The organism is Streptomyces sp. NPDC044003, assembly GCF_056435185.1.
This window is the reverse complement of record NZ_JBWKFA010000005.1, coordinates 325,374-345,152: the sequence shown is the minus strand read 5'-3', so window position 1 is coordinate 345,152 and position 19,779 is coordinate 325,374. Positions and strand designations below refer to the sequence as shown.

Annotated in this window: 18 protein-coding genes; 12 read left to right on the top strand and 6 right to left on the bottom strand. The window is 72.3% G+C overall.

Features of this window, described 5'->3' with window-relative positions; all coding sequences use genetic code 11:
- Positions 1 to 5: 5 nt before the first annotated feature.
- Both AC07AW_RS22045 and AC07AW_RS22040 read right to left on the bottom strand, forming a co-directional pair.
- Positions 6 to 605 (bottom strand): pyridoxamine 5'-phosphate oxidase family protein, encoded by a 600-nt coding sequence (locus tag AC07AW_RS22045; protein ID WP_478817166.1) that lies wholly within the window; start codon positions 603 to 605, stop codon positions 6 to 8.
- Between the two features lie 42 nt (positions 606 to 647).
- Positions 648 to 1,988: a HEAT repeat domain-containing protein gene (locus AC07AW_RS22040; RefSeq protein WP_478817165.1), complete on the bottom strand. Its 1,341-nt coding sequence runs from the start codon at positions 1,986 to 1,988 to the stop codon at positions 648 to 650.
- 148 nt (positions 1,989 to 2,136) lie between these two features.
- Between AC07AW_RS22040 and argH the strand changes: the two genes are divergently transcribed.
- On the top strand, positions 2,137 to 3,564 hold the full coding sequence (argH, locus tag AC07AW_RS22035) for an argininosuccinate lyase (RefSeq protein WP_478817164.1): 1,428 nt from the start codon (positions 2,137 to 2,139) through the stop codon (positions 3,562 to 3,564).
- A gap of 11 nt (positions 3,565 to 3,575) precedes the next feature.
- Here argH and AC07AW_RS22030 read toward each other — a convergent pair whose 3' ends face one another.
- Positions 3,576 to 4,085: an HAD domain-containing protein gene (locus AC07AW_RS22030; protein ID WP_478817163.1), complete on the bottom strand. Its 510-nt coding sequence runs from the start codon at positions 4,083 to 4,085 to the stop codon at positions 3,576 to 3,578.
- Positions 4,086 to 4,169: 84 nt separating this feature from the next.
- Between AC07AW_RS22030 and AC07AW_RS22025 the strand changes: the two genes are divergently transcribed.
- Both AC07AW_RS22025 and AC07AW_RS22020 read left to right on the top strand, forming a co-directional pair.
- Entirely contained in the window at positions 4,170 to 4,721 is a 552-nt protein-coding gene (locus tag AC07AW_RS22025; protein WP_478817162.1) for a TetR/AcrR family transcriptional regulator, read from the top strand.
- A complete protein-coding gene (locus tag AC07AW_RS22020) occupies positions 4,718 to 6,262 on the top strand; it encodes an MFS transporter (protein ID WP_478817161.1) in 1,545 nt (514 codons plus the stop codon). Before AC07AW_RS22025 ends, AC07AW_RS22020 begins: the two co-directional genes overlap by 4 nt.
- Before the next feature lie 73 nt (positions 6,263 to 6,335).
- Here AC07AW_RS22020 and AC07AW_RS22015 read toward each other — a convergent pair whose 3' ends face one another.
- The gene (locus AC07AW_RS22015) at positions 6,336 to 7,007 is read right to left on the bottom strand and encodes a lysophospholipid acyltransferase family protein (RefSeq protein WP_384897171.1); all 672 of its coding nucleotides are present in this window, start codon (positions 7,005 to 7,007) and stop codon (positions 6,336 to 6,338) included.
- 241 nt (positions 7,008 to 7,248) lie between these two features.
- Between AC07AW_RS22015 and AC07AW_RS22010 the strand changes: the two genes are divergently transcribed.
- The 3 genes from AC07AW_RS22010 (at position 7,249) to AC07AW_RS22000 (ending at position 9,703) form a co-directional block, all read left to right on the top strand.
- On the top strand, positions 7,249 to 8,418 hold the full coding sequence (locus AC07AW_RS22010; protein ID WP_478817160.1) for a glycerophosphodiester phosphodiesterase: 1,170 nt from the start codon (positions 7,249 to 7,251) through the stop codon (positions 8,416 to 8,418).
- A gap of 174 nt (positions 8,419 to 8,592) precedes the next feature.
- A complete protein-coding gene (locus tag AC07AW_RS22005) occupies positions 8,593 to 9,177 on the top strand; it encodes a sigma-70 RNA polymerase sigma factor region 4 domain-containing protein (RefSeq protein ID WP_478817159.1) in 585 nt (194 codons plus the stop codon).
- Positions 9,178 to 9,214: 37 nt separating this feature from the next.
- Entirely contained in the window at positions 9,215 to 9,703 is a 489-nt protein-coding gene (locus AC07AW_RS22000) for a GNAT family N-acetyltransferase (protein WP_478817158.1), read from the top strand.
- A gap of 7 nt (positions 9,704 to 9,710) precedes the next feature.
- On the opposite strand, the gene AC07AW_RS21995 is transcribed toward AC07AW_RS22000, so the two are convergent.
- Positions 9,711 to 10,127: a hypothetical protein gene (locus AC07AW_RS21995; protein WP_478817157.1), complete on the bottom strand. Its 417-nt coding sequence runs from the start codon at positions 10,125 to 10,127 to the stop codon at positions 9,711 to 9,713.
- A gap of 2 nt (positions 10,128 to 10,129) precedes the next feature.
- Positions 10,130 to 10,492: a hypothetical protein gene (locus AC07AW_RS21990; protein WP_389228155.1), complete on the bottom strand. Its 363-nt coding sequence runs from the start codon at positions 10,490 to 10,492 to the stop codon at positions 10,130 to 10,132.
- A 560-nt stretch (positions 10,493 to 11,052) separates the two neighbouring features.
- Between AC07AW_RS21990 and AC07AW_RS21985 the strand changes: the two genes are divergently transcribed.
- The 6 genes from AC07AW_RS21985 (at position 11,053) to cobT (ending at position 19,661) form a co-directional block, all read left to right on the top strand.
- Positions 11,053 to 12,102, top strand: coding sequence for a methionine ABC transporter ATP-binding protein (locus AC07AW_RS21985; protein ID WP_478817156.1), 1,050 nt, complete (start codon positions 11,053 to 11,055; stop codon positions 12,100 to 12,102).
- Positions 12,099 to 12,767, top strand: coding sequence for a methionine ABC transporter permease (locus AC07AW_RS21980; RefSeq protein WP_041128301.1), 669 nt, complete (start codon positions 12,099 to 12,101; stop codon positions 12,765 to 12,767). The genes AC07AW_RS21985 and AC07AW_RS21980 overlap by 4 nt, the downstream gene beginning before the upstream one ends.
- Before the next feature lie 92 nt (positions 12,768 to 12,859).
- Positions 12,860 to 13,714 (top strand): MetQ/NlpA family ABC transporter substrate-binding protein, encoded by an 855-nt coding sequence (locus tag AC07AW_RS21975; protein ID WP_478817155.1) that lies wholly within the window; start codon positions 12,860 to 12,862, stop codon positions 13,712 to 13,714.
- Between the two features lie 219 nt (positions 13,715 to 13,933).
- Entirely contained in the window at positions 13,934 to 14,569 is a 636-nt protein-coding gene (locus AC07AW_RS21970; protein ID WP_190103787.1) for a GNAT family N-acetyltransferase, read from the top strand.
- Between the two features lie 73 nt (positions 14,570 to 14,642).
- The gene (gene cbiE / locus AC07AW_RS21965) at positions 14,643 to 15,887 is read left to right on the top strand and encodes a precorrin-6y C5,15-methyltransferase (decarboxylating) subunit CbiE (protein WP_478817154.1); all 1,245 of its coding nucleotides are present in this window, start codon (positions 14,643 to 14,645) and stop codon (positions 15,885 to 15,887) included.
- Between the two features lie 306 nt (positions 15,888 to 16,193).
- A complete protein-coding gene (cobT, locus tag AC07AW_RS21960; protein ID WP_478817153.1) occupies positions 16,194 to 19,661 on the top strand; it encodes a nicotinate-nucleotide--dimethylbenzimidazole phosphoribosyltransferase in 3,468 nt (1,155 codons plus the stop codon).
- Positions 19,662 to 19,779 lie beyond the last annotated feature (118 nt).

Sequence of the window (19,779 nt, the reverse complement as noted above, 5' to 3'; positions counted from 1 at the left end):
CGGGGCTATTCGGCGGGCAGCGGGGGCAGCGGGAGCGGAAGGCCGGGGAGTCCGTCGAGGCTGGTCGCGATGTGGTCCTTGCTCGCGCAGTAGTCGCTGAATTCCTGGTCCGTCTTCCGGTTGAAGTACTCGGCGTGCAGCTGCCGCTCCTCCCGGTACTCCATCAGCGGGACTGCGAAGCCGCAGGCGTCGCTGACCCGTCGCGCGTGCACGAGGACGATCGCCCGCGCGCTGCCCTGTCCCTCGACGGCCTCGGCCGGGAACCGCGCGAACAGCTCGCCCCACCGGGGATCGTCCCGCAGCACTGCCTCGCCGGTCCCGTGCACGCGCACGACGGTCGGCGGCCCGGAGAACGCGGTCCACATCAGGGTGATCCGCCCGTTCCCCGGCTCCCGCAGGTGCGCGATCGTCTCGGCGCCACTGCCGCCGAAGTCGATGTAGGCGAGGGTCAGTTCGTCGAGCACCACGAGCGTGCCCTTGCGGCCCTTGGGGGAGAGGTTGACGTGACCGTCGCCGGCGAGGGGAGCGGTCGCGGTGAAGAACATCGGCTGGTCCTCGATGAAGGCCCGAAGCCGCCCCTCGATACGCTCATATGTTTTTGCCATGGTCCGATTCTCGCCCACCCGGGGTGCCGTCCGGCCGGGGCGTCAGCTCCTCAGCAGCGCACGGGAGTTGGCGCGCAGCTTCGGCTCGGCGTCGTCGATCAGTGTCCAGGCGATCTCCCGCAGCCCCGAACCGCCGTGCGCCACGAGCAGCCGGAAGGCCGCCACGCGCACGTGCCGGGGGTGCTCTGTCGCGAGCCGGGCCCGCAGGGCGTCCACCGGCAGCCGCTCGTGGTACGGAACGAGGGCGGTCACCGTCTCGCGTACGACCCCGGGCGCGGGATCGTCGAGGAGCGGCGCCAGGCGCGCCACGTCCGCCGCCTTCCGTACCCGCAGCCCTGCGACGGCGTGGGCCCGTACGCCGGGGTGCGGGTGGTCCGTGAGGCCCCACAGCAGGGCGGTGTCCTCGGGCGCGCCGCACTCGGCGAGTCCGAGGGGAGCGGCCGGGGGCACCGACGCGCTCGCGCACAGGGCGCGGTAGAGCGGTGCGGCCTCGATGCCGTACTGCCGCAGCACGTACCGCGCGCACGCCCGCACCAGGCCCGACCGGTCCGCCAGGTACGCCTCGGCCTCCCCGGGGCGCCCGGCCCGGCGCAGCGCCGTCACCCCGGCCGCGCGCACCCGGGAGTGGCGCGAGCGCAGCAGCGGCAGGAGCACCTCCTCCCCGGTCTCCGGGCCGACCCCGGCGACGGCGCCGTCCGCGCAGATGTCCTGGATCACCACGTCCGGATCGGTGGCGGCGGCCTCGGCGAACCGCTCGGGGGAGAGGTGTCGCCGCTCGACGGCGATCCGGTGCGCCAGGCGCCGGGTCGCCCGGTCCTCGCGGACGAGGGCGGTGTCGAGGACGGGCGCCGGGCCTTCCCGGAGTTCGGCTTCGAGGAGGGTCCGGGCGGCCTCGCCGTGCCGGCGCACGGCGATCCGCAGGACGACGGGCGCCAGGGCGGCGATCGTGTCGGGTCCGGCATCGGGGAGCGCGGCCCGCAGCAGGTCGCGGGCCGGCTCCCGTACCGCCTCCGCCCAGTCCGCGCAGCGGATCGCCACGAGGGGCAGCAGCGGCCGCAGGTCCGCGGCGGGAAGGAGGGCCGCGCGGCGCAGGGCCGCCTCGCGTATCCGGCCGTCGGGGTGGCAGAGCGCGAGGGCGAGTTGGGGTGCGTCGGGTTCGCTGCGCGAGAGGTCCAGGGTGGGCAGCGGTGCGTCCCACGGCCAGTGGAAGCGGCGGCCCGTCGCCCAGGCGTGATCCGGAAGGGCGGACGGACGGGTGCGGGCGAGCTTCCGCACGGCGAGGTCGAGCCCCGTCCAGGCGGTGGCGTCCGAGGTGTCGATCGCCGAGGCGAGCGGTGTTCCCCGGGCCAGTCGGGTGGCTCCTGCGGTGTGGGTGTCCTCCATGGGCGGAGCGTAGGGACAGGGTGTACGGGGGCGCTCACGATTTTCGCCGCCCACGGACCGCGATTGACAAAACATACGGCCATCCGCATAGTTATGCCTAACAACGTCGACCTTGCGTCATCCGCCCACGTTCGATCGAGGAGCAGCAGTGAGCAGCAACAACGGTGACGTCCGGCTCTGGGGTGGACGGTTCGCCGACGGCCCGGCCGAGGCCCTGGCGAAGCTCTCCGCTTCGGTCCACTTCGACTGGCGTCTCGCGCCGTACGACATCGCCGGTTCGCGTGCCCACGCGCGCGTGCTGCACAAGGCCGGCCTGCTCACCGAGGACGAGCTGACCCGCATGATCGCCGGGCTCGACCAGCTGGAGGCGGACGTCGCCGACGGCTCCTTCGTCGGCACCATCGCCGACGAGGACGTCCACACCGCCCTGGAGCGGGGCCTCCTGGAGCGCCTCGGTGCCGAGCTCGGCGGCAAGCTGCGCGCCGGCCGGTCCCGGAACGACCAGGTCGCCACCCTCTTCCGGATGTACCTGCGCGACCACGCCCGGATCATCGGCGGCCTCGTCGCCGATCTCCAGGACGCCCTCGTCGGCCTCGCCGAGGCCCACCCGGACGTCGCCATGCCCGGCCGTACGCACCTCCAGCACGCCCAGCCGGTGCTCTTCGCCCACCACGTCCTCGCCCACGCCCAGGCCTTCTCCCGGGACGCCGAGCGGCTGCGGCAGTGGGACACCCGGACGGCGGTCTCCCCGTACGGGTCCGGCGCCCTCGCGGGTTCCTCCCTGGGGCTCGACCCGGAGGCGGTCGCGAAGGACCTCGGCTTCGAGCGGGGCTCGGCCGGCAACTCGATCGACGGCACGGCCTCGCGTGACTTCGTCGCCGAGTTCGCCTTCATCACGGCGATGATCGGCGTCAACCTCTCGCGGATCGCCGAGGAGATCATCATCTGGAACACGAAGGAGTTCTCCTTCGTGACCCTGCACGACGCCTTCTCCACCGGCTCGTCGATCATGCCGCAGAAGAAGAACCCGGACATCGCCGAGCTGGCCCGAGGCAAGTCCGGCCGCCTCATCGGCAACCTCTCCGGCCTGATGGCCACCCTGAAGGCCCTCCCGCTCGCCTACAACCGGGACCTCCAGGAGGACAAGGAGCCGGTCTTCGACTCCTGCGACCAGCTGGAGGTCCTGCTGCCGGCCTTCACCGGCATGATGGCCACGCTCACGGTCAACCGGGAGCGCATGGAGGAGCTGGCCCCGGCCGGCTTCTCGCTCGCCACCGACATCGCCGAGTGGCTGGTCAAGCAGGGCGTCCCCTTCCGGGTGGCGCACGAGGTGGCCGGCGAGTGCGTGAAGGTCGCCGAGTCCGAGGGCAAGGAGCTGGACGAGCTCACGGACGAGCAGTTCGGCAAGATCTCCGAGCACCTCACCCCCGAGGTCCGCACCGTCCTCAACGTCCCCGGCGCCCTCGCCTCCCGCGACGGCCGCGGCGGCACCGCCCCCTCGGCGGTCGCCACCCAGCTGGTCGAGGTCAAGGCGGACCTGGTGATCCAGCACGCCTGGGCCGAGGCCAAGAAGTAACCCTCAGCAGGTCACAGCGCCGCCGCCCACTCCGCGAGCGCGTCGAAGTCCGGCCGGATCAGCCCGATCCGGGGATCGACGTGCAGCAGGAGGGCGGCGGCGAGGTGTTTCTGCTCCACGTACTCGTGGTCGTACGGCGTGATGTCGTCGTCCACCCATGCGAACGGCCGCCCCGCCGCGTACTCCAGGATGTACTGGGTCTTCCAGAACGTCCCGCGCGGGGCGGCCCCGTGCATCTTCGGCCAGTCGATGAACGGCAGCTCGGGCAGCCCGAGGTGGGGCCCGATCCAGTCGTTCGCCTCGCCCTTCCAGGTCGTCGCCCACACCAGCTCGTACGCCTCCGCCAGCGCGAGCAGCTCGTCCCCGTGGTCCGGGTTGAGCCACACCCGCAGCGGCTTCGTCTCGAACCAGCCGGCGGGCCGCATCCGGTGTGTCGTGTACCCCTCCGGACGTCGCTCGCGCTGCGCCGCGTACGGATTCAGCGGCCCGTCGACATCGATCAGCAGCAGTGGCTTCGTCATCATCACAGCATTCCGTCCCCGCCTCGGTGAGGCGTTGAAATATCGAATGAGACATTGATGTCTCACTCGGTGTATGGTTGTCTCATGTCAGTCGATCGCACCCAGGTGCTCCGTGCCGCCGCCGCCCTGCTCTCCCGCAAGGCGACCGCCACCATGGACGAGGTCGCCCGGGCCGCCGGGATCGGGCGGGCCACGCTGCACCGGCACTTCGCCGGGCGGGACGCCCTGGTGCGGGCGCTCGAAGAGCTCGGGCTGCAGGAGCTGGAGGCGGCCCACGACCGGGCCCGCACCGAAGAAGGGCCCGCCGACGAGGCCGTGCGTCGGCTCGTCGCCGAGGTCGAGCCCGTCGCCCCGCTGCTGTCGTTCCTCGTCACCGAGAACCAGCTCTTCGAGGGCGACCAGCAGAACGAAGGCTGGGAGCGCCTCGACGCCCGGGTCTCCGCCCTCTTCCGGCGCGGCCAGGAACAGGGCGTCTTCCGCATCGACCTGACCCCCGCCTGGCTCACCGAGGCCCTCTACGGGCTCATCGGTTCCGGCGCCTGGGCCGTGCAGGACGGCCGGGTCGCCGCCAAGGACTTCCAATACATGATCGTCGAGCTGCTGCTCGGCGGAGCGCGCAGGAGCGTGGAGAAGTGACCACCAGCAGCATCAGGACCGAGAGCCATATCGAGGGCGTGCACCGCCCCGGCCGGTGGCTCGCCCTCTCCGTGCTCGTCCTGGCCGTCCTCCTCGTGGCGGTCGACGCCACGGTCCTCGGCCTCGCGACCCCCTTCCTCTCCGAGGACCTCAAGCCCTCCGGCACCCAGCTGCTCTGGATCGGCGACGTCTACTCCTTCGTCATCGCCGGACTCCTGGTCTCCATGGGCAGCCTCGGCGACCGCATCGGCCGCAAGAAGCTCCTGCTGATCGGCGCGACCGCCTTCGGCGCCCTCTCGGTCCTGAACGCCTACGCGACCAGCCCCGAGATGATGATCGTCGCCCGCGCCCTCCTCGGCGTCGCCGGCGCGACCCTGATGCCCTCGACCCTGGCGCTCATCCGGAACCTCTTCCACGACCCCCGCGAGCGCAGCCTCGCCATCGGCATCTGGGGCGCCATGGCCTCGGCCGGCGCCGCCGTCGGACCGGTCGTCGGCGGCTTCCTCCTGGAGCACTTCTGGTGGGGCTCCGTCTTCCTCATCAACCTGCCCGTCATGGCCGTCCTCGTCCTCGTCGGCAGCAAGCTGATCCCCGAGTCGAAGAACCCGAACCACGGCCCCTGGGACCTCCCCAGTGTCGCCCTCTCCCTCGTCGGTGTCATCGGAGTCGTGTACGCGGTCAAGGAACTGGCCTCCCACGGCCTCTCCCTCGACGCCGCCGTCGCCGCCCTCGCCGGTGCCACCGCCCTGACCTGGTTCGTCCGCAGGCAGCTGACCCTGCCCGCGCCGCTCCTGGACATGCGGCTCTTCCGCCACCGCGGCTTCTCCGGAGCCGTCCTCGCCGACCTGCTGACCATCCTCGGCCTCTCCGGCCTGGTGTTCTTCCTGTCCCAGTTCTTCCAGCTGGTCCAGGGCCGCCAGCCCCTGGAGGCCGGCCTCGCCGAACTGCCCGCCGCCATCGGCGCGGTGACGGCCGGTCTGGCCGCCGGCGTCGTGGCCCGCCGCTTCTCCGTACGGTCCGTGGTGGCCGGCGGTCTCGCGGCGGTCGGCCTCTCCCTGGCCGTCCTGACGACCCTCGACCAGCACACCGGCTACCCGCTGCTCGGCGCGAGCCTCCTGGTCGTCGGCGTGGGCGCGGGCTTCTCCTTCACCGTGACCGCGGACGTGATCCTCTCCAGCGTCCCGAAGGAACAGGCCGGTTCCGCCTCCGCGGTGTCCGAGACCGCGTACGAACTGGGCGCCGCGCTCGGCATCGCGATCCTCGGCTCCATCGTGACCGGCGTCTACCGCGGCTTCGCCGCCCCGGCCGGTGTCCCCTCGGACATCGCGTCGGCCGCCCACGAGTCGCTCGGCGGGGCGGTCGAGGCCTCCGGCGGCCTCGCCCCCGAGACGGCGACCGCCCTGGTGACCTCCGCCCAGGAGGCCTTCGTCGACGGCCTGCGGATCGCGGCGGGCGTCGGCGCGGCGGTCCTCCTCGCGACAGCGGTCGCGGCCTGGTTCCTCCTGAAGGGCCAGAAGCTGGAGGAAGGCGTCGAGCACTGACGTGCCCGGTGAACGCGAAGGTGCCCCGTACGACCCATGGCCGTACGGGGCACCTCGACGTTCGCAGGCCGGACTACGCCGCCTTCGCCTTGGTGGCGTACATGTCCACGTACTCCTGGCCGGAAAGCCGCATCACCTCGGCCATCACCGAGTCCGTCACCGCCCGCAGCACATACCGGTCGCGGTCCATCCCGTCGTACCGCGAGAACTCCATCGCCTCGCCGAAGCGGACCGTCACCCGGCCCGGGCGCGGGAATCCCGCCCCGCCCGGCTGAATCTTGTCGGTGCCGATCATCGCGAACGGCACCACCGGCGCCCCGGTCATCAGGGTCAGCCGCGCGATACCCGTACGGCCCCGGTACAGCCGGCCGTCGGGGGAGCGGGTGCCCTCCGGGTAGATCGAGAAGATCTTGCCCTCCTCGAGCACCCGGCGGCCCGTCATCAGCGCCGCCACACCACCCCGGCCGCCGTCCCGGTCCACCGGGATCATGCCGACGCTGGTGAAGAACCAGGCCATCGCCCGGCCCTTGAGGCCCTTGCCCGTCACGTACTCGTCCTTGCCGATGAAGTAGACCGGACGGTCCAGGCAGATCGGCATGATCATCGAGTCGATGAAGGTCAGGTGGTTGCCGGCGAGGATCACGGGACCCGTCCCGGGGATGTTCTCGGCGCCCTCCACGCGGGGGCGGAACATCAGGCGCATGACCGGCCCGAGCACTGCCTTGATGATCGCGAGACGGGACAACGGTTCCTCCGGTGGGAAGCGGGTCGGTCGAGTGGGCGATCCGACGGTTGCAGCTGGCGACGATACTCGCGGGTCGCCCTCGCGCGCACATCGGGTTCACCGAGTGGATACGCAGTGTTGACGTGTGTTTCCGCCATGTTCTGCCGAGGTCTGCCGCCCGTAGGGGCCCGCTGCCTAGCGTCGGGGACAACAGTTGACAGGTGCGGGACATCACACCGCGGCTCACACAGGAGGATCCCTCATGACCCAGGGCGAACGCCGGACCCCGGCACGGCGGACGGTTCTCGGAGCGGCGGGCGCCACCGTCCTCGGCGCCTCCACGGCCCTCGCCGCCACCGGCACCGCAGGGGCCGCCGCCCCGGACGGCACGCCCGGCCGCGGCCACGGCTACCGCTCCCTCCCCGTCCCCACCGTCATCGGCCACCGGGGCGCCAGCGGCTACCGGCCCGAGCACACCCTCGGCTCCTACCGCCACGCCCTCGACCTCGGCGCCCACGTCGTCGAGCAGGACCTCGTCCCCACCCGCGACGGACACCTGGTCTGCCGCCACGAGAACGACATCACCGGCACCACCGACGTCGCCGACCACCCCGAGTTCGCCTCCCGCAAGACCACCAAGACCGTCGACGGCACCGCGCTCACCGGCTGGTTCACCGAGGACTTCACGCTCGCCGAGCTCAAGACCCTGCGGGCCAAGGAGCGCATCCCCGGCACCCGCCAGGAGAACACCCTCTACGACGGCCGCTGGACCGTCCCCACCTTCGAGGAGGTCCTCATCTGGGCCGAGGAGGAGGGCCGCCGCCGGGGCCGCGAGATCTGGCTCCACGTCGAGACCAAGCACCCCAGCTACTTCCGCTCCCTCGGCCTCGGCCTGGAGGAGCGCCTCGCGAAGCTGCTGCGCCGGTACGGACGCCACCGCGCGAACTCCCCGGTCTTCCTCCAGTCCTTCGAGCCCAGCAGCATCCAGCGCCTGGCGAAGCTGGTGGACGCCCCGGGCGTCGTCCTGCTCTCCGGCGCGAGCAGCCGTCCCTGGGACTTCGTCGAGGCCGGGGACCCGCGCACGGTCGCCGACCTGGTCACCCCCGAGGGCCTGCGCTGGATCGCCTCGTACGCGCAGGGCATCGGCCCCACGCTCGACCTGGTCATCCCGAAGGACGCGAGCGGCCGGCTCGGCACCCCGACCACCCTGGTCCGCGACGCGCACGCCGAGGGGCTGATCCTCCACCCGTACACGCACCGCAACGAGAACAGCTTCCTGCCCGCGGACTTCCGCAAGGGCACGGACCCGACGGCGTACGGCGACGCCTTCGGGGCCCTCAAGCGGTACCTGGAGACGGGGATCGACGGCATCTTCTCCGACAACCCGGACACCGCACTGCTCGCCGCCGCGGGCCTCACCGCCCGCGACTGACCCGCCGAGGGGGGTGTACTGACGGACAGGGCCGGACCGAGGGGGGCCGTACGGGGCGGACAGGGCCGGACCGAGGGGGCCGTACGGACGGAGCGTCGGACCGTGCGCCCCCCTCCCGGGTGGTTTACGCCCCGCACCGCAACCACGGCCGCACGCCCCGGCATCGTGCCGGTCATGACCACCCCCGAGACCACCCCCGCCGTGCAGGTCCAGAGCCCCGAAGCCCAGGCCACCGGCCTCCTCGCCGCCCTCGCCCCGCTGCTCTCCGCCGAGTCCGACGCCGAGGCACCGGCCGCCGGCGTCGACCCGGGCGACCTCGAACAGGCCGTCTGGCTCCGTCTCCTGGAGCAGCTCCAGGAGACCGGCACCGCCCCCGAGAGGCCCGCCGAATGGCTGCGCCGGGCCGTCCGCGCGGAGGCGCGCCGCGCCCGCAGGACCCACGACCGCGAACTCCCCTACCGGGACGAACCCGTCCACGCACCGGGCGGCGCCGAGCCCCACGGCTCCCCGGAACACTCCCTGCTGGTCGCCGAGGGCCGCCGCACCCTGCGCGCCGCCGTCACCAGGACACCCGGCCGCTGCCCGAAGGTGCTGACCGCGATGCTCGACCCGGAGGACCCCACCTACCGGGAAATCGCAGGAGAGTTGGGTATCTCACAGGGCAGTCTGGGGCCGATGCGTTCCCGATGCCTGGGATGCCTGCGCAGAATGCTGGCTGCAGAGGTTCCCGCCCCCGGTCGACGGGGAAGGGTGCGGTAAACCGATGATCGACCAGATGAGCGGGAGGCGTGCACACATGGGCCTGAGTGTGACCATCTCAGCAGCGGAACCGCAGGACGCGGAGCACATCCTGAAGCTGCAGTACCTCTGCTACCAGAGCGAGGCGGAGCTGTACGGGGACTGGTCCATCGAACCGCTCACCCAGTCGCTCGACGCCCTGCGCGCCGAACTGGACGAGGGCTACGGGCTGGTGGCCCGGCTCGGCGACGAGGTCGTCGCCTCCGTACGGGCCCGCATCGACGAGGACGGCACGGTGCGGATCGCCAAGCTCATCGTCCACCCGCGCATGCAGCGGCACGGCCTCGGCGGCCGCCTCCTCGACGGCATCGAGCGGCACTTCGCCTCGGAGGCCGGGGACACGGCGTCCGCCAAGCGCTTCCAGCTCTTCACCGGCCACCGCAGCGAGGGCAATCTCCGCCTCTACCGCAGCAAGGGGTACGCCCAGGTCGGCACCCGCGAGCTCGGCCCGAAGCTCACCCTGGTCACCCTGGAGAAGGCCGCCTAGAACCGTCCTAGGCGGCCTTGGCCGCCTTCCGCAGCCACCAGATACCGGTCAGCGGCAGCAGCACCGGAATGAAGATGTAGCCGTAGCCGAAGTCCGACCAGACCGTCGCGTCCGGGAAGGCGGACGGCTCCAGCAGCGTCCAGGTCCCCACGATCAGCACGCCCGCGAGCTCGGCGGCGCAGCACACCAGCGCCGCCCTGCGGGCCTTCTCCCCACCGCGTACCAGCGTGTACGTGATGAAGACGTAGACGACCGCCGCCACCGCCGACAGGCTGTACGCGAGCGGCGCACGGTCGAACTCGGTGGCGATCTGGTAGATCGAGCGGGAGACGGCGCCGACCGACATCACGCCGTACAGCCAGACGAGCAGCATGCCCGGACCCGTGACGAGACGGGCCTTTCCCTGGGTCTCGGTCGCGGTCATGGTCAGCCCACCGTCCAGATGTCGTAGAGACGCACTTCGAGCACGGCCAGGACGACCGCGCCGGCCGCCACCGTCGCCGAACCCCACCGGCTGCGCTCCGCGAGCGACATGAAACCGGCGATGGGCACCGCGCACAGCGCGCCGAGCAGATAGGCGACGAAGATCGTCGTGCCCTCCTCGGCCTTCTCGCCGCGCGCCAGCTGCACGATGCCGACGATCAGCTGGACCAGGACCAGGAACGTCACCACGGCCATGCCGATGAAGTGCCAGTCCTTGGTCGGCTGGTCCCGGAAGGCGGCGAAGCCGCACCAGGCGGCGAGGGCGAGCGCGGCCACGGAGACCGCGACCGTCAGGGCGTCAAGCATGCGCCCGAGGGTATTACGGCCCGAATGGCCGGGTGCGCCCGCCCCCGCCCCGTCGGTGCCCCGCCGGCCGCGTGGCCTTGGCCACACCCCGTACCCGATCACCCTCCCCGCCGGGAACCGGCCAAGGGTCGGATCCCTCCAGGCCACACACGGAAAGGCGCACCGACGGGCGGCACCGGCGCGTCCGCATGACGTCTCAACGACGTCCGCTATTCGGACAGCCCCGTTCCCTTCGCAGCTGCGCATGTTTTACTTGCAGACATGACCACGACGAGCAGCCGCACCCTTGCGACCGAGGCGAACACGACGCCCGGTGCTCGTTGTATGTGTCGAATGTGCGCCAACTGAGGGCCCCCGCCTGAGCCTCGCGCCCCGAAGCGAGACCCCGACGGCCGAGCCGATCCGACCGCCATCCGGCGCCGGACCGTGCCTGCCCCGCGCACCGCTGCCGCCCGGCCACCAGCCGGAGCAGCCTCCCCGTGCGCCTGACTGTCCGAAATGACGAATGCCCCGTGCACGACGGACCCCGCGTCGCGCACTCGACAGTGACGGAAACCCCTGTGATCACCACTTCGGGCCTGACCAAGGTCTACGAGTCGCGCGGCCGGCAGGTCACCGCTCTGGACGGCGTCGACCTCCACGTCCGCGAGGGCGAGGTGTTCGGCGTGATCGGCCAGAGCGGCGCCGGCAAGTCCTCGCTCATCCGCTGCGTCAACCTCCTGGAGCGCCCCACCTCCGGCACCGTGACCGTCGACGGCGTCGACCTCACCGCCCTCGCCGGGAAGGGCCGCCGCGCGGGCAAGGACCTGCGCCGGGCGCGCAGCAGCATCGGCATGGTCTTCCAGCACTTCAACCTGCTGTCCTCCCGCACGGTCAAGGACAACATCGAGCTTCCCCTGGAGATCCTCGGCGTCTCCGGCGCCGAGCGCTCCCGCCGCGCCCTGGAACTCCTCGACCTCGTCGGCCTCGCCGACAAGGCCAAGGCCTACCCCGGCCAGCTCTCCGGCGGCCAGAAGCAGCGCGTCGGCATCGCCCGCGCCCTCGCCGGCAGGCCCAAGGTCCTCCTCTCCGACGAGGCCACCAGCGCCCTCGACCCGGAGACCACCCGCTCCATCCTCCAGCTCCTGCGCGACCTCAACCAGCAGCTCGGCCTCACCGTCCTGCTCATCACGCACGAGATGGACGTCGTCAAGACGATCTGCGACTCCGCCGCCCTGATGCAGCACGGCCGCGTCGTCGAGTCCGGCACCGTCGGCGAACTGCTCGCCACCCCCGGCTCCCAGCTGGCGTCCGAGCTGTTCCCGGTCAGCGGCGCCCCCACGGGCCCCGACCGCACCGTCGTGGACGTCACCTTCCACGGCGAGGCCGCGACGCAGCCGGTGATCTCCCAGCTCTCCCGCACGTACAACATCGACATCTCGATCCTCGGGGCGGCGATGGACACCGTCGGCGGGAAGCAGATCGGCCGGATGCGGATCGAACTGCCCGGACGGTACGAGGAGAACGTCGTCCCGGTCGGCTTCCTGCGCGAGCAGGGCCTCCAGGTCGAGCTCGTGGAGGACACCGTGGAAGAGATCGCGTCCGTGCTGGTGAAGGAAGGTGCCAAGTGACCTGGTCGGAGATGCAGCCCCTCCTGGAGCAGGGCACCGTCGACACCCTCTACATGGTCCTCTGGGCCACCGTCGTCACCATCGTCGGCGGCCTGCCGCTCGGCATCCTCCTCGTCCTCACGGACAAGGGCGGACTGCTGCAGAACCGGCCGGTGAACAAGGTCGTCGGTGCGATCGTGAACGTCGGGCGTTCGCTGCCGTTCATCATCCTGCTGATCGCCCTGATCCCCTTCACGACCTTCGTCGTCGGCACCTTCATCGGCCCGACCGCGATGATCGTGCCGCTCGCCATCGGCGCCATCCCCTTCTTCGCGCGCCTCGTCGAGACCGCGATCCGCGAGGTCGACCACGGACTCGTCGAAGCCGTCCAGGCCATGGGCGGCGGCATCCCCACCATCGTCCGCAAGGTGCTGCTCCCGCAGGCCCTGCCCTCGCTGGTCTCGGCCGTCACCACCACCGTGATCGTGCTCATCGGGTACTCCGCGATGGCCGGCGCGGTCGGCGGCGAAGGCCTCGGCTCCAAGGCCGTCACCTACGGATACCAGCGCTTCGACACCACCTTCATGCTGGTCACCGTCGTCGTCCTGGTCGCCATCGTGACCGTCGTGCAGCTCATCGGCGACGGAGTCGTCCGACTCCTCGCCCGCCGGGGCCGTACCGCGTAACGGCCCCCGGCCACCCCAAGACTTCGTTTTCGAAGAACAGCCCGGACTTGTTGTCCAGGCGTCCACCGCTCCACTTGAAAGAGGCACTCTTCGTGCGTAAGAACATCAAGCTCACCGCCGGTATCGCCGCCACCGCCGCCCTGGCCCTCGGCCTCACCGCCTGCGGCACGTCCTCGGACCCGTCCTCCTCCAAGGACGCGGCCGGCTCCGCCGACAAGCCGCTCGTCGTCGCCGCGTCCCCGACGCCGCACGCCGACATCCTCAACTTCGTCAAGGACAACCTGGCCGAGAAGGCCGGTCTGAAGCTGGAGGTGAAGGAGTTCACGGACTACGTCCTGCCGAACACCGCCACCCAGTCCGGCCAGGTCGACGCCAACTTCTTCCAGCACAAGCCGTACCTCGACGACTTCAACAAGAAGAACAAGACCACCATCGTCCCGGTGGTCAACGTCCACCTGGAGCCGCTGGGCCTCTACTCCAAGAGCCTCAAGTCGGTGAAGGACATCAAGGCCGGCCAGACCGTCGCCGTCCCGAACGACACCACCAACGAGGGCCGCGCGCTCCACCTCCTCGCCGAGAACGGCCTCATCACCCTCAAGGACGGTGTCGGCACCGACGCCAAGCTCTCCGACATCACCGACAAGAAGGGCCTGGAGTTCAAGGAGCTGGAGGCCGCCACCGTGCCCCGCGCCCTGAACGACGTCGACGCCGCCGTCATCAACGGCAACTACGCCATCGAGGCCAAGCTCTCCCCGTCGAAGGACGCCCTCGTCCTGGAGAAGGCGGAGGGCAACCCGTACGCCAACTTCCTCGCCGTCAAGGAGGGCAACGAGAAGGACGCCCGCGTGCAGAAGCTCGCCAAGCTCCTCAACTCGCCCGAGGTGAAGAAGTACATCGAGGACACCTACAAGGGCTCGGTCATCCCCGCCTTCGGCGCCGCCCAGTAAGGCCCACGAGCAAGACAGACGTCCGAGGGTCCGTCAGACCGGCACCCCCGTACAGTCCTTGAGGAGAAGGCCCCCGCATCCCGTCCGATGCGCGGGGCCTTCGCCGCACCGCCCCCACACACCCCCGGCTCACCCGACCCGGCCATGCGCACCGGCGGTCGCATGCTGCATGCTGTGCGTTCACGGTCGATTCGGACGGTCCACGGCATGGAGCTGCGCATGACTACCACCTTTCCGGACATCTCCATCAACACGGACCGGTTGGTGCTGCGCGCGCTCGAAGAGGCGGACGCCCCCGCCCTCGCCGAGATGATGAACGACGAGATGGTCGCCGCCTGGACGGCCGTGCCCCAGCCCTACACCGAGGACGCGGCACGCGGCTGGATCACCGAGTACGCCCCCACCGAACGCACCGCGGGCCGGGGCCTCGACCTCGCCGTCACCGAGTTCCTGACCCAGCGTCTGGTCGGCATCGTCCAGCTGAGCAACACCAACTGGCGGGTCCGCTCCACCGAGATGTCCTACATCATCGCCCCCTGGGCCCGCGGCGAGGGCTACGCCTCCGAAGCCGCGCTCGCCACCGCCCAGTGGCTCTTCGGCGACCAGAAGTTCGAACGCCTGGAACTGCGCACCGCCGCCGACAACACCGCCTCCCAGCAGGTCGCCCAGAAGATCGGCTGCATCAGCGAAGGCGTCCTCCGCAACGCCTGCATAGCCCGCACCCGCACCGAGGACGGCACCTGGGCCGAACTGCGCACCGACTTCATCGTCTGGGGCCTCCTCCCCGAGGACCTCGACGGCGTCGCCGACCAGATGGCCGAGGCCGGCTACTCCTCGTACACCGACTGGAGCTGAGCCCCCGGAGCGATCCCGGGGTACGCTCGGCACGCCCCCGACCTGCGACAACACCACAGGGAGACAGACGACGATGGCCGACCGCGTCACGGTGATCGGCTGGGACGGCTCGCCCCTCACCGCGGCGGCCAGGTCCGCGCTCTCCGCCGCCACCCTGGTGGCCGGCGCCGCCCACCACCTGGCGCTGCCCGAGGTGCCGCCCGCCGCCGAACGCATCCGCCTGGGCAGCGTCGACCTCGCCGCCCGCCGCATCGCGACCCACCGCGGCACCGCCGTCGTCCTCGCCGACGGCGACCCCGGCTTCTTCGGCGTCGTCCGCACCCTGCGCGCCCCCGAGCACGGCCTGGAGGTCGAGGTCGTCCCCGCCGTCTCCTCCGTCGCCGCCGCCTTCGCACGCGCCGGCATGCCCTGGGAGGACGCCCGGATCGTCGTCGCCCACCAGCGCACCCTCCGCCGCGCCGTCAACGTCTGCCGCGCCCACCCCAAGGTCGCCGTCCTCACCTCCCCGGGCGCCGGACCCGCCGAACTCGCCCTCCTCCTCGAAGGCGTCCACCGCACCTTCGTCGTCTGCGAGGAGCTCGGCACCGACCGCGAACAGGTCTCCGTCCTCACCTCCGACAAGGCCGCCGACCACACCTGGCGCGACCCGAACGTCGTCCTCGTCATCGGCGGCGCGGTCGGCGGCACCCCCACCACCCCCTGGCTGATGGGCCAGGACCCGGCCGCCCGCACGGTCCGCGGCTGGGGACTTCCCACCGAGGAGTACGACTCCGAGGGCGAAGGCCCGGGAACCGGCCGGGCCCGCCCCGGCGCGGGCGCTGACCCCGCCCTCCGAGCCGCCCAACTGGCCCGCCTCGGGCCCCGCACCGGCGACCTCGTCTGGGACATCGGCTGCGCGGGCGGCGCCTTCTCCGTCGAGGCGGCCCGCTTCGGCGCCGCCGTCATCGCCGTGGACACCGACCCGGACGCCTGCACCCGCACCGAACAGGCGGCCCGCCGCCACGGAGTGCCGCTCCAGACCGTCCCGGGCCGCGCCCCGCACGTCCTGGAGAACCTGCCCGAGCCGGACGTCGTACGCATCGCGGCCGGCGGCGTCCCCGTCGTCACCGCCTGCACCGACCGGCGCCCGGAACGCATCGTCGCCCACGCCTCCACCCGTGACGAGGCCGAGGCGATCGGCGCCGCCCTCGCCGACGGCGGCTACGCCGTCGAGAGCCTCCTCCTCCAGACCGTCGGACTCGACCCGGACGACTGGTCGGAACGCGAGCGCTCGGTCGTGTTTCTGCTGACCGGACGCAGGATCGACCGAGCCCCGTGACCCGGCCGCCCCGTCGGGGCAGGGTAGGCTGGCCGATTGTTGTACCGCACCGGGACGTTCGGCACTCTGTTCGTCAATGTCCCGAATTGGTGGCCGCTTTGTGCCGCCGATGTGGTAGGTGACAAGGGGGGACCGCGCGACGTGGCGCAGTCCACAGCGCACCGTGGCAATTCTCCCTGCCACGATGGCCGAGGGCCGCGACAATGTGTGGGTGTCCGCGTGTGCTTCGTGCCGCGCGGCGCGCGCGCTCGTTCTTGTCGGCGGGCGCAGGTCTGAAGGAGCACAAGCGATGGGCGAGGGGTACGCATGACGGACACCGGCCAGGTCCCGGGCGAGGGGCTGCCGGAGAACGCAGGCATGGTCGAGCAGCCGGGCATCCCCGCTCCGGGCGCGTACACCTTCCTGGACCCCTCCGAGCACACCACCGAGGACGACGACCTGCTCCTGATGCCGGGCGCCCAGGGCGCCTGGAGCGAGCACCCGCCGGGCGTCGTGCCCGCGCCGCCGGTCGCCGTACCGCCGCCGGCGCCCGTGGTTCCGAACCAGGGCGTGCCGCACGCGGCCGTTCCGGAGACGCCGGTCCCGATGGGCGACCCGCTCACCGACCCGCTGCCGGACCCCCTCACGGGCCCGCTCCCCGACGGGGTCGCGCTGGCCGACGTGCTGACGGCCCCGCAGGGCCACACCCCGGCTCAGGGCGTGCCGCTGGGCACCCCGGCGCACGGCGTGCCGGTCGTCACCGAGCACGGCTACGAGCCGGGCATCCTCGACACCGGCGCGCACGAGGCGGCCGGCCGTGACTCCGGCTCCGTCGACCTCGGCGGCGTCCGTGTGCCCCCGCCCGCGGCGGCCATGACGCCGCCTCCGGCGCGGCGCCCGCTGCACATGGGCCCGCCGGTGCCCGACGCCACCGGTGGCGTCGTGCTCTCCCTCGCCGACCGCGGCCCGGCCGCCGCTCCGGCGCCGGCCCCGCAGCCCGCCCCCGCCCCCGAGCCGGTCGTGGCGACGGCCCCCGCCCCGATGCCGGTGCGGACCCCGGGCCCGCCGACCACCGGCCCCGAGTACTTCGAGATCGCGCAGGACCAGCAGCTCGCCCCGCAGGGCGCCGAGCCGTGGGTCGCGCAGCCGCAGGAGCCGGTGGCGCCCGCAGAAACGGTCGTCCCGCCGGTGGCCCAGTTCGTCCAGGTCGAGGGCTCGGTCCCGACGACCCCGCACCTGGCCCCGGTCCCGACGCCGGAGCCGCCCCAGGCCGCCGAGCCGACGCCGGTCGCCGAGCCGGTGGAGCCCACCCAGGAGGCCCCCGAGGCGCCCGAGGCCGTCGTGGAGCCGGCCCCGGAGCCCGCCCCGGCCCCCGAGGAGGCAACCCCCGAGGCCACCGTCCCCGCCCCGCGTGAGGCCGAGGAGGCCGTCCCGGTCGAGGCGGCCGAGCCGCAGGTGACCGAAGCCGCCGCCGAGGCGCCGGCCGAGCCCGCGCAGCCGATCGAAGAACCGGCACAGGCCGAGGTCGTCGAGGTAGCGGCCGCAGAGGTCGCGCCTGTCGAGGTCGCGCCGGTCGAGGTCGCGCCTGTCGAGGTCGCACCGGTCGAGGTCGCACCGGTCGAGGTCCAGGCGGAGGCCACCCCCGAGGCCGCCCAGCCGGTCGAGGAGCAGGTTCAGGCCGAGGCTGTCGAGGTCGCGCCCGTGGAGGCCCCGGCCGAGCCGGTCGTGGAGCCCGTGGCGGAGGTCGTACCGGAGGCAGCCGCCCCGGAAGAGCCGGCAACGGCGGAGATCCCCGTCGAGGCCCCCGCTCAGCCCCAGGCCGAAGAGCCGGCCGAGGCTCCGGTGGAGGCCGTGGCCGAGGAGATCCCGGTCGTTGCCGAGGAGATCCCGGTCGTGGCCGAGGGGCCCGAGGCGGCCCCGATCGAGACGGCCCCCGAGACCGAGGCGGAACCGCAGGCCCGGACGGAGGCTCAGCCGGAGACCGAGGCGGAGGCTCAGGCACAGCCGGCAGCCGAGGCGGAGACCCAGGAACCGACGGAGACCGTCGCGGAGACCCGCCCGGACGCTCCGGCCCCGGGCTACGACGACGCCGAGCGCGAGGCGGTCCTCCGCGTGATGCGCGAGCGCCGCGACATCCGCAACGGCTTCCGCAGTGACCCGATCCCGCACGAGGTGCTCCTCCGCGTCCTCGAAGCGGCCCACACGGCACCCAGCGTCGGCCACTCGCAGCCCTGGGACTTCGTGGTCATCCGCTCCGCCGAGACCCGGCAGACGATGCACGAGCTGGCCCAGCGTCAGCGCGAGGCCTATGCCAAGTCGCTGCCGAAGGCCCGGGCGAAGCAGTTCAAGGAACTGAAGATCGAGGCCATCCTCGACACCCCGGTGAACATCGTCGTGACCGCCGACCCCACCCGGGGCGGCCGCCACACGCTCGGCCGCTACACGCAGCCGCAGATGGCCCCGTACTCCTCCGCGCTCGCCGTGGAGAACCTCTGGCTCGCGGCCCGCGCCGAAGGCCTCGGCGTCGGCTGGGTCAGCTTCTTCGACGAGCGCGAGATGGTCCGTGCCCTCGGACTTCCCGAGCACCTCGAAGTGGTGGCGTACCTCTGCGTGGGATACGTCGACGAGTTCCCGGACGAGCCCGAGCTGATGCAGGCGGGCTGGTCGAAGCGCCGCCCGCTGGCCTGGGTGGTCCACGAGGAGACGTACGGCCGCCGCGCCCTGCCGGGTGAGGAGCCGCACGACCTCCTCCAGGAGACCGTCGCGAACATCCGCCCGCTGGACGCGAAGGCGCTCGGCGAGGCGTGGGAGCGCCAGAAGCGGATGACGAAGCCCGCCGGGGCCCTGGGCATGCTGGAGATCATCTCCGCCCAGCTCTCGGGTCTCTCCCGCGTCTGCCCGCCCCCGATCCCGGAGCCGGCCGCCGTGGCGATCTTCGCCGGTGACCACGGTGTCCACGCCCAGGGCGTCACCCCGTGGCCGCAGGAGGTCACGGGCCAGATGGTGGCCAACTTCCTCGGCGGGGGAGCGGTCTGCAACGCCTTCGCGAACCAGGTGGGCGCCGAAGTCTGCGTCATCGACGTGGGCGTGGCGTCGGAACTCCCCGCCACCCCGGGCCTCCTGCCCCGCAAGGTCCGCCCGGGAACGGGCGACTTCACCACGGGCCTCGCGATGACCCGCGAAGAAGTGCTGGCCGCGATCGAGGTGGGCATCGAAACGGCCCGCGACCTCGTGGCAGCCGGCAACAAGGCCCTGCTCACGGGCGAGATGGGCATCGCGAACACCACGGCGTCGGCCGCCCTGATCTCGGTCTACACCGGGGTGGACGCGGCCGAGGTCACGGGCCGGGGCACGGGCATCAACGACGAGACGCACGCCCGCAAGGTGGACGTGGTCCGTCGCGCCCTCGACCTGCACAAGCCGGACCCGGCGGACCCGATCGGCGTCCTGTCGGCGATCGGCGGCCTGGAGCACGCGGCCCTCGTGGGTCTGATCCTGGGCGCGGCATCGCTCCGTACCCCGGTCATCCTGGACGGCGTGTCCACGGGCGCCGCGGCCCTCGTCGCCCGCGCCATCGCGCCCGAGTCGCTCGCGGCGTGCATCGCGGGCCACCGCAGCGCCGAGCCGGGCCACGTGGCCGCGCTCAACAAGCTGGGCCTGCGCCCGCTGGTCGACCTGGACCTGCGCCTCGGCGAAGGCACGGGCGCGCTCCTGGCCCTCCCGCTGGTCCAGAGCGCGGCACGTGCGATGCACGAGGTGGCCACGTTCGACTCGGCGGGAGTCACCGAGAAGTAGGACCACGGCGCGTCCCCCACCCACACACGGAAGTGGGGGATGCGCAGGAACCGGGTTCGGGACGTAAAGCGTGATGTGTGGCGCGCAGGGGCCTGACGCTCTCAGGACCCCGCAGGCG

Excerpts from the sequence above, each read along its gene's own strand:
- AC07AW_RS22045 (WP_478817166.1), bottom strand. The coding sequence starts at position 605 with ATGGCAAAAACATATGAGCGTATCGAGGGGCGGCTTCGGGCCTTCATC.
- AC07AW_RS22040 (WP_478817165.1), bottom strand. The coding sequence starts at position 1,988 with ATGGAGGACACCCACACCGCAGGAGCCACCCGACTGGCCCGGGGAACA.
- AC07AW_RS22030 (WP_478817163.1), bottom strand. The coding sequence starts at position 4,085 with ATGACGAAGCCACTGCTGCTGATCGATGTCGACGGGCCGCTGAATCCG.
- AC07AW_RS22025 (WP_478817162.1), top strand. The coding sequence starts at position 4,170 with ATGTCAGTCGATCGCACCCAGGTGCTCCGTGCCGCCGCCGCCCTGCTC.
- AC07AW_RS22010 (WP_478817160.1), top strand. The coding sequence starts at position 7,249 with ATGACCCAGGGCGAACGCCGGACCCCGGCACGGCGGACGGTTCTCGGA.
- AC07AW_RS22005 (WP_478817159.1), top strand. The coding sequence starts at position 8,593 with ATGACCACCCCCGAGACCACCCCCGCCGTGCAGGTCCAGAGCCCCGAA.
- AC07AW_RS22000 (WP_478817158.1), top strand. The coding sequence starts at position 9,215 with ATGGGCCTGAGTGTGACCATCTCAGCAGCGGAACCGCAGGACGCGGAG.
- AC07AW_RS21995 (WP_478817157.1), bottom strand. The coding sequence starts at position 10,127 with ATGACCGCGACCGAGACCCAGGGAAAGGCCCGTCTCGTCACGGGTCCG.
- AC07AW_RS21990 (WP_389228155.1), bottom strand. The coding sequence starts at position 10,492 with ATGCTTGACGCCCTGACGGTCGCGGTCTCCGTGGCCGCGCTCGCCCTC.
- AC07AW_RS21970 (WP_190103787.1), top strand. The coding sequence starts at position 13,934 with ATGACTACCACCTTTCCGGACATCTCCATCAACACGGACCGGTTGGTG.
- cbiE (WP_478817154.1), top strand. The coding sequence starts at position 14,643 with ATGGCCGACCGCGTCACGGTGATCGGCTGGGACGGCTCGCCCCTCACC.
- cobT (WP_478817153.1), top strand. The coding sequence starts at position 16,194 with ATGACGGACACCGGCCAGGTCCCGGGCGAGGGGCTGCCGGAGAACGCA.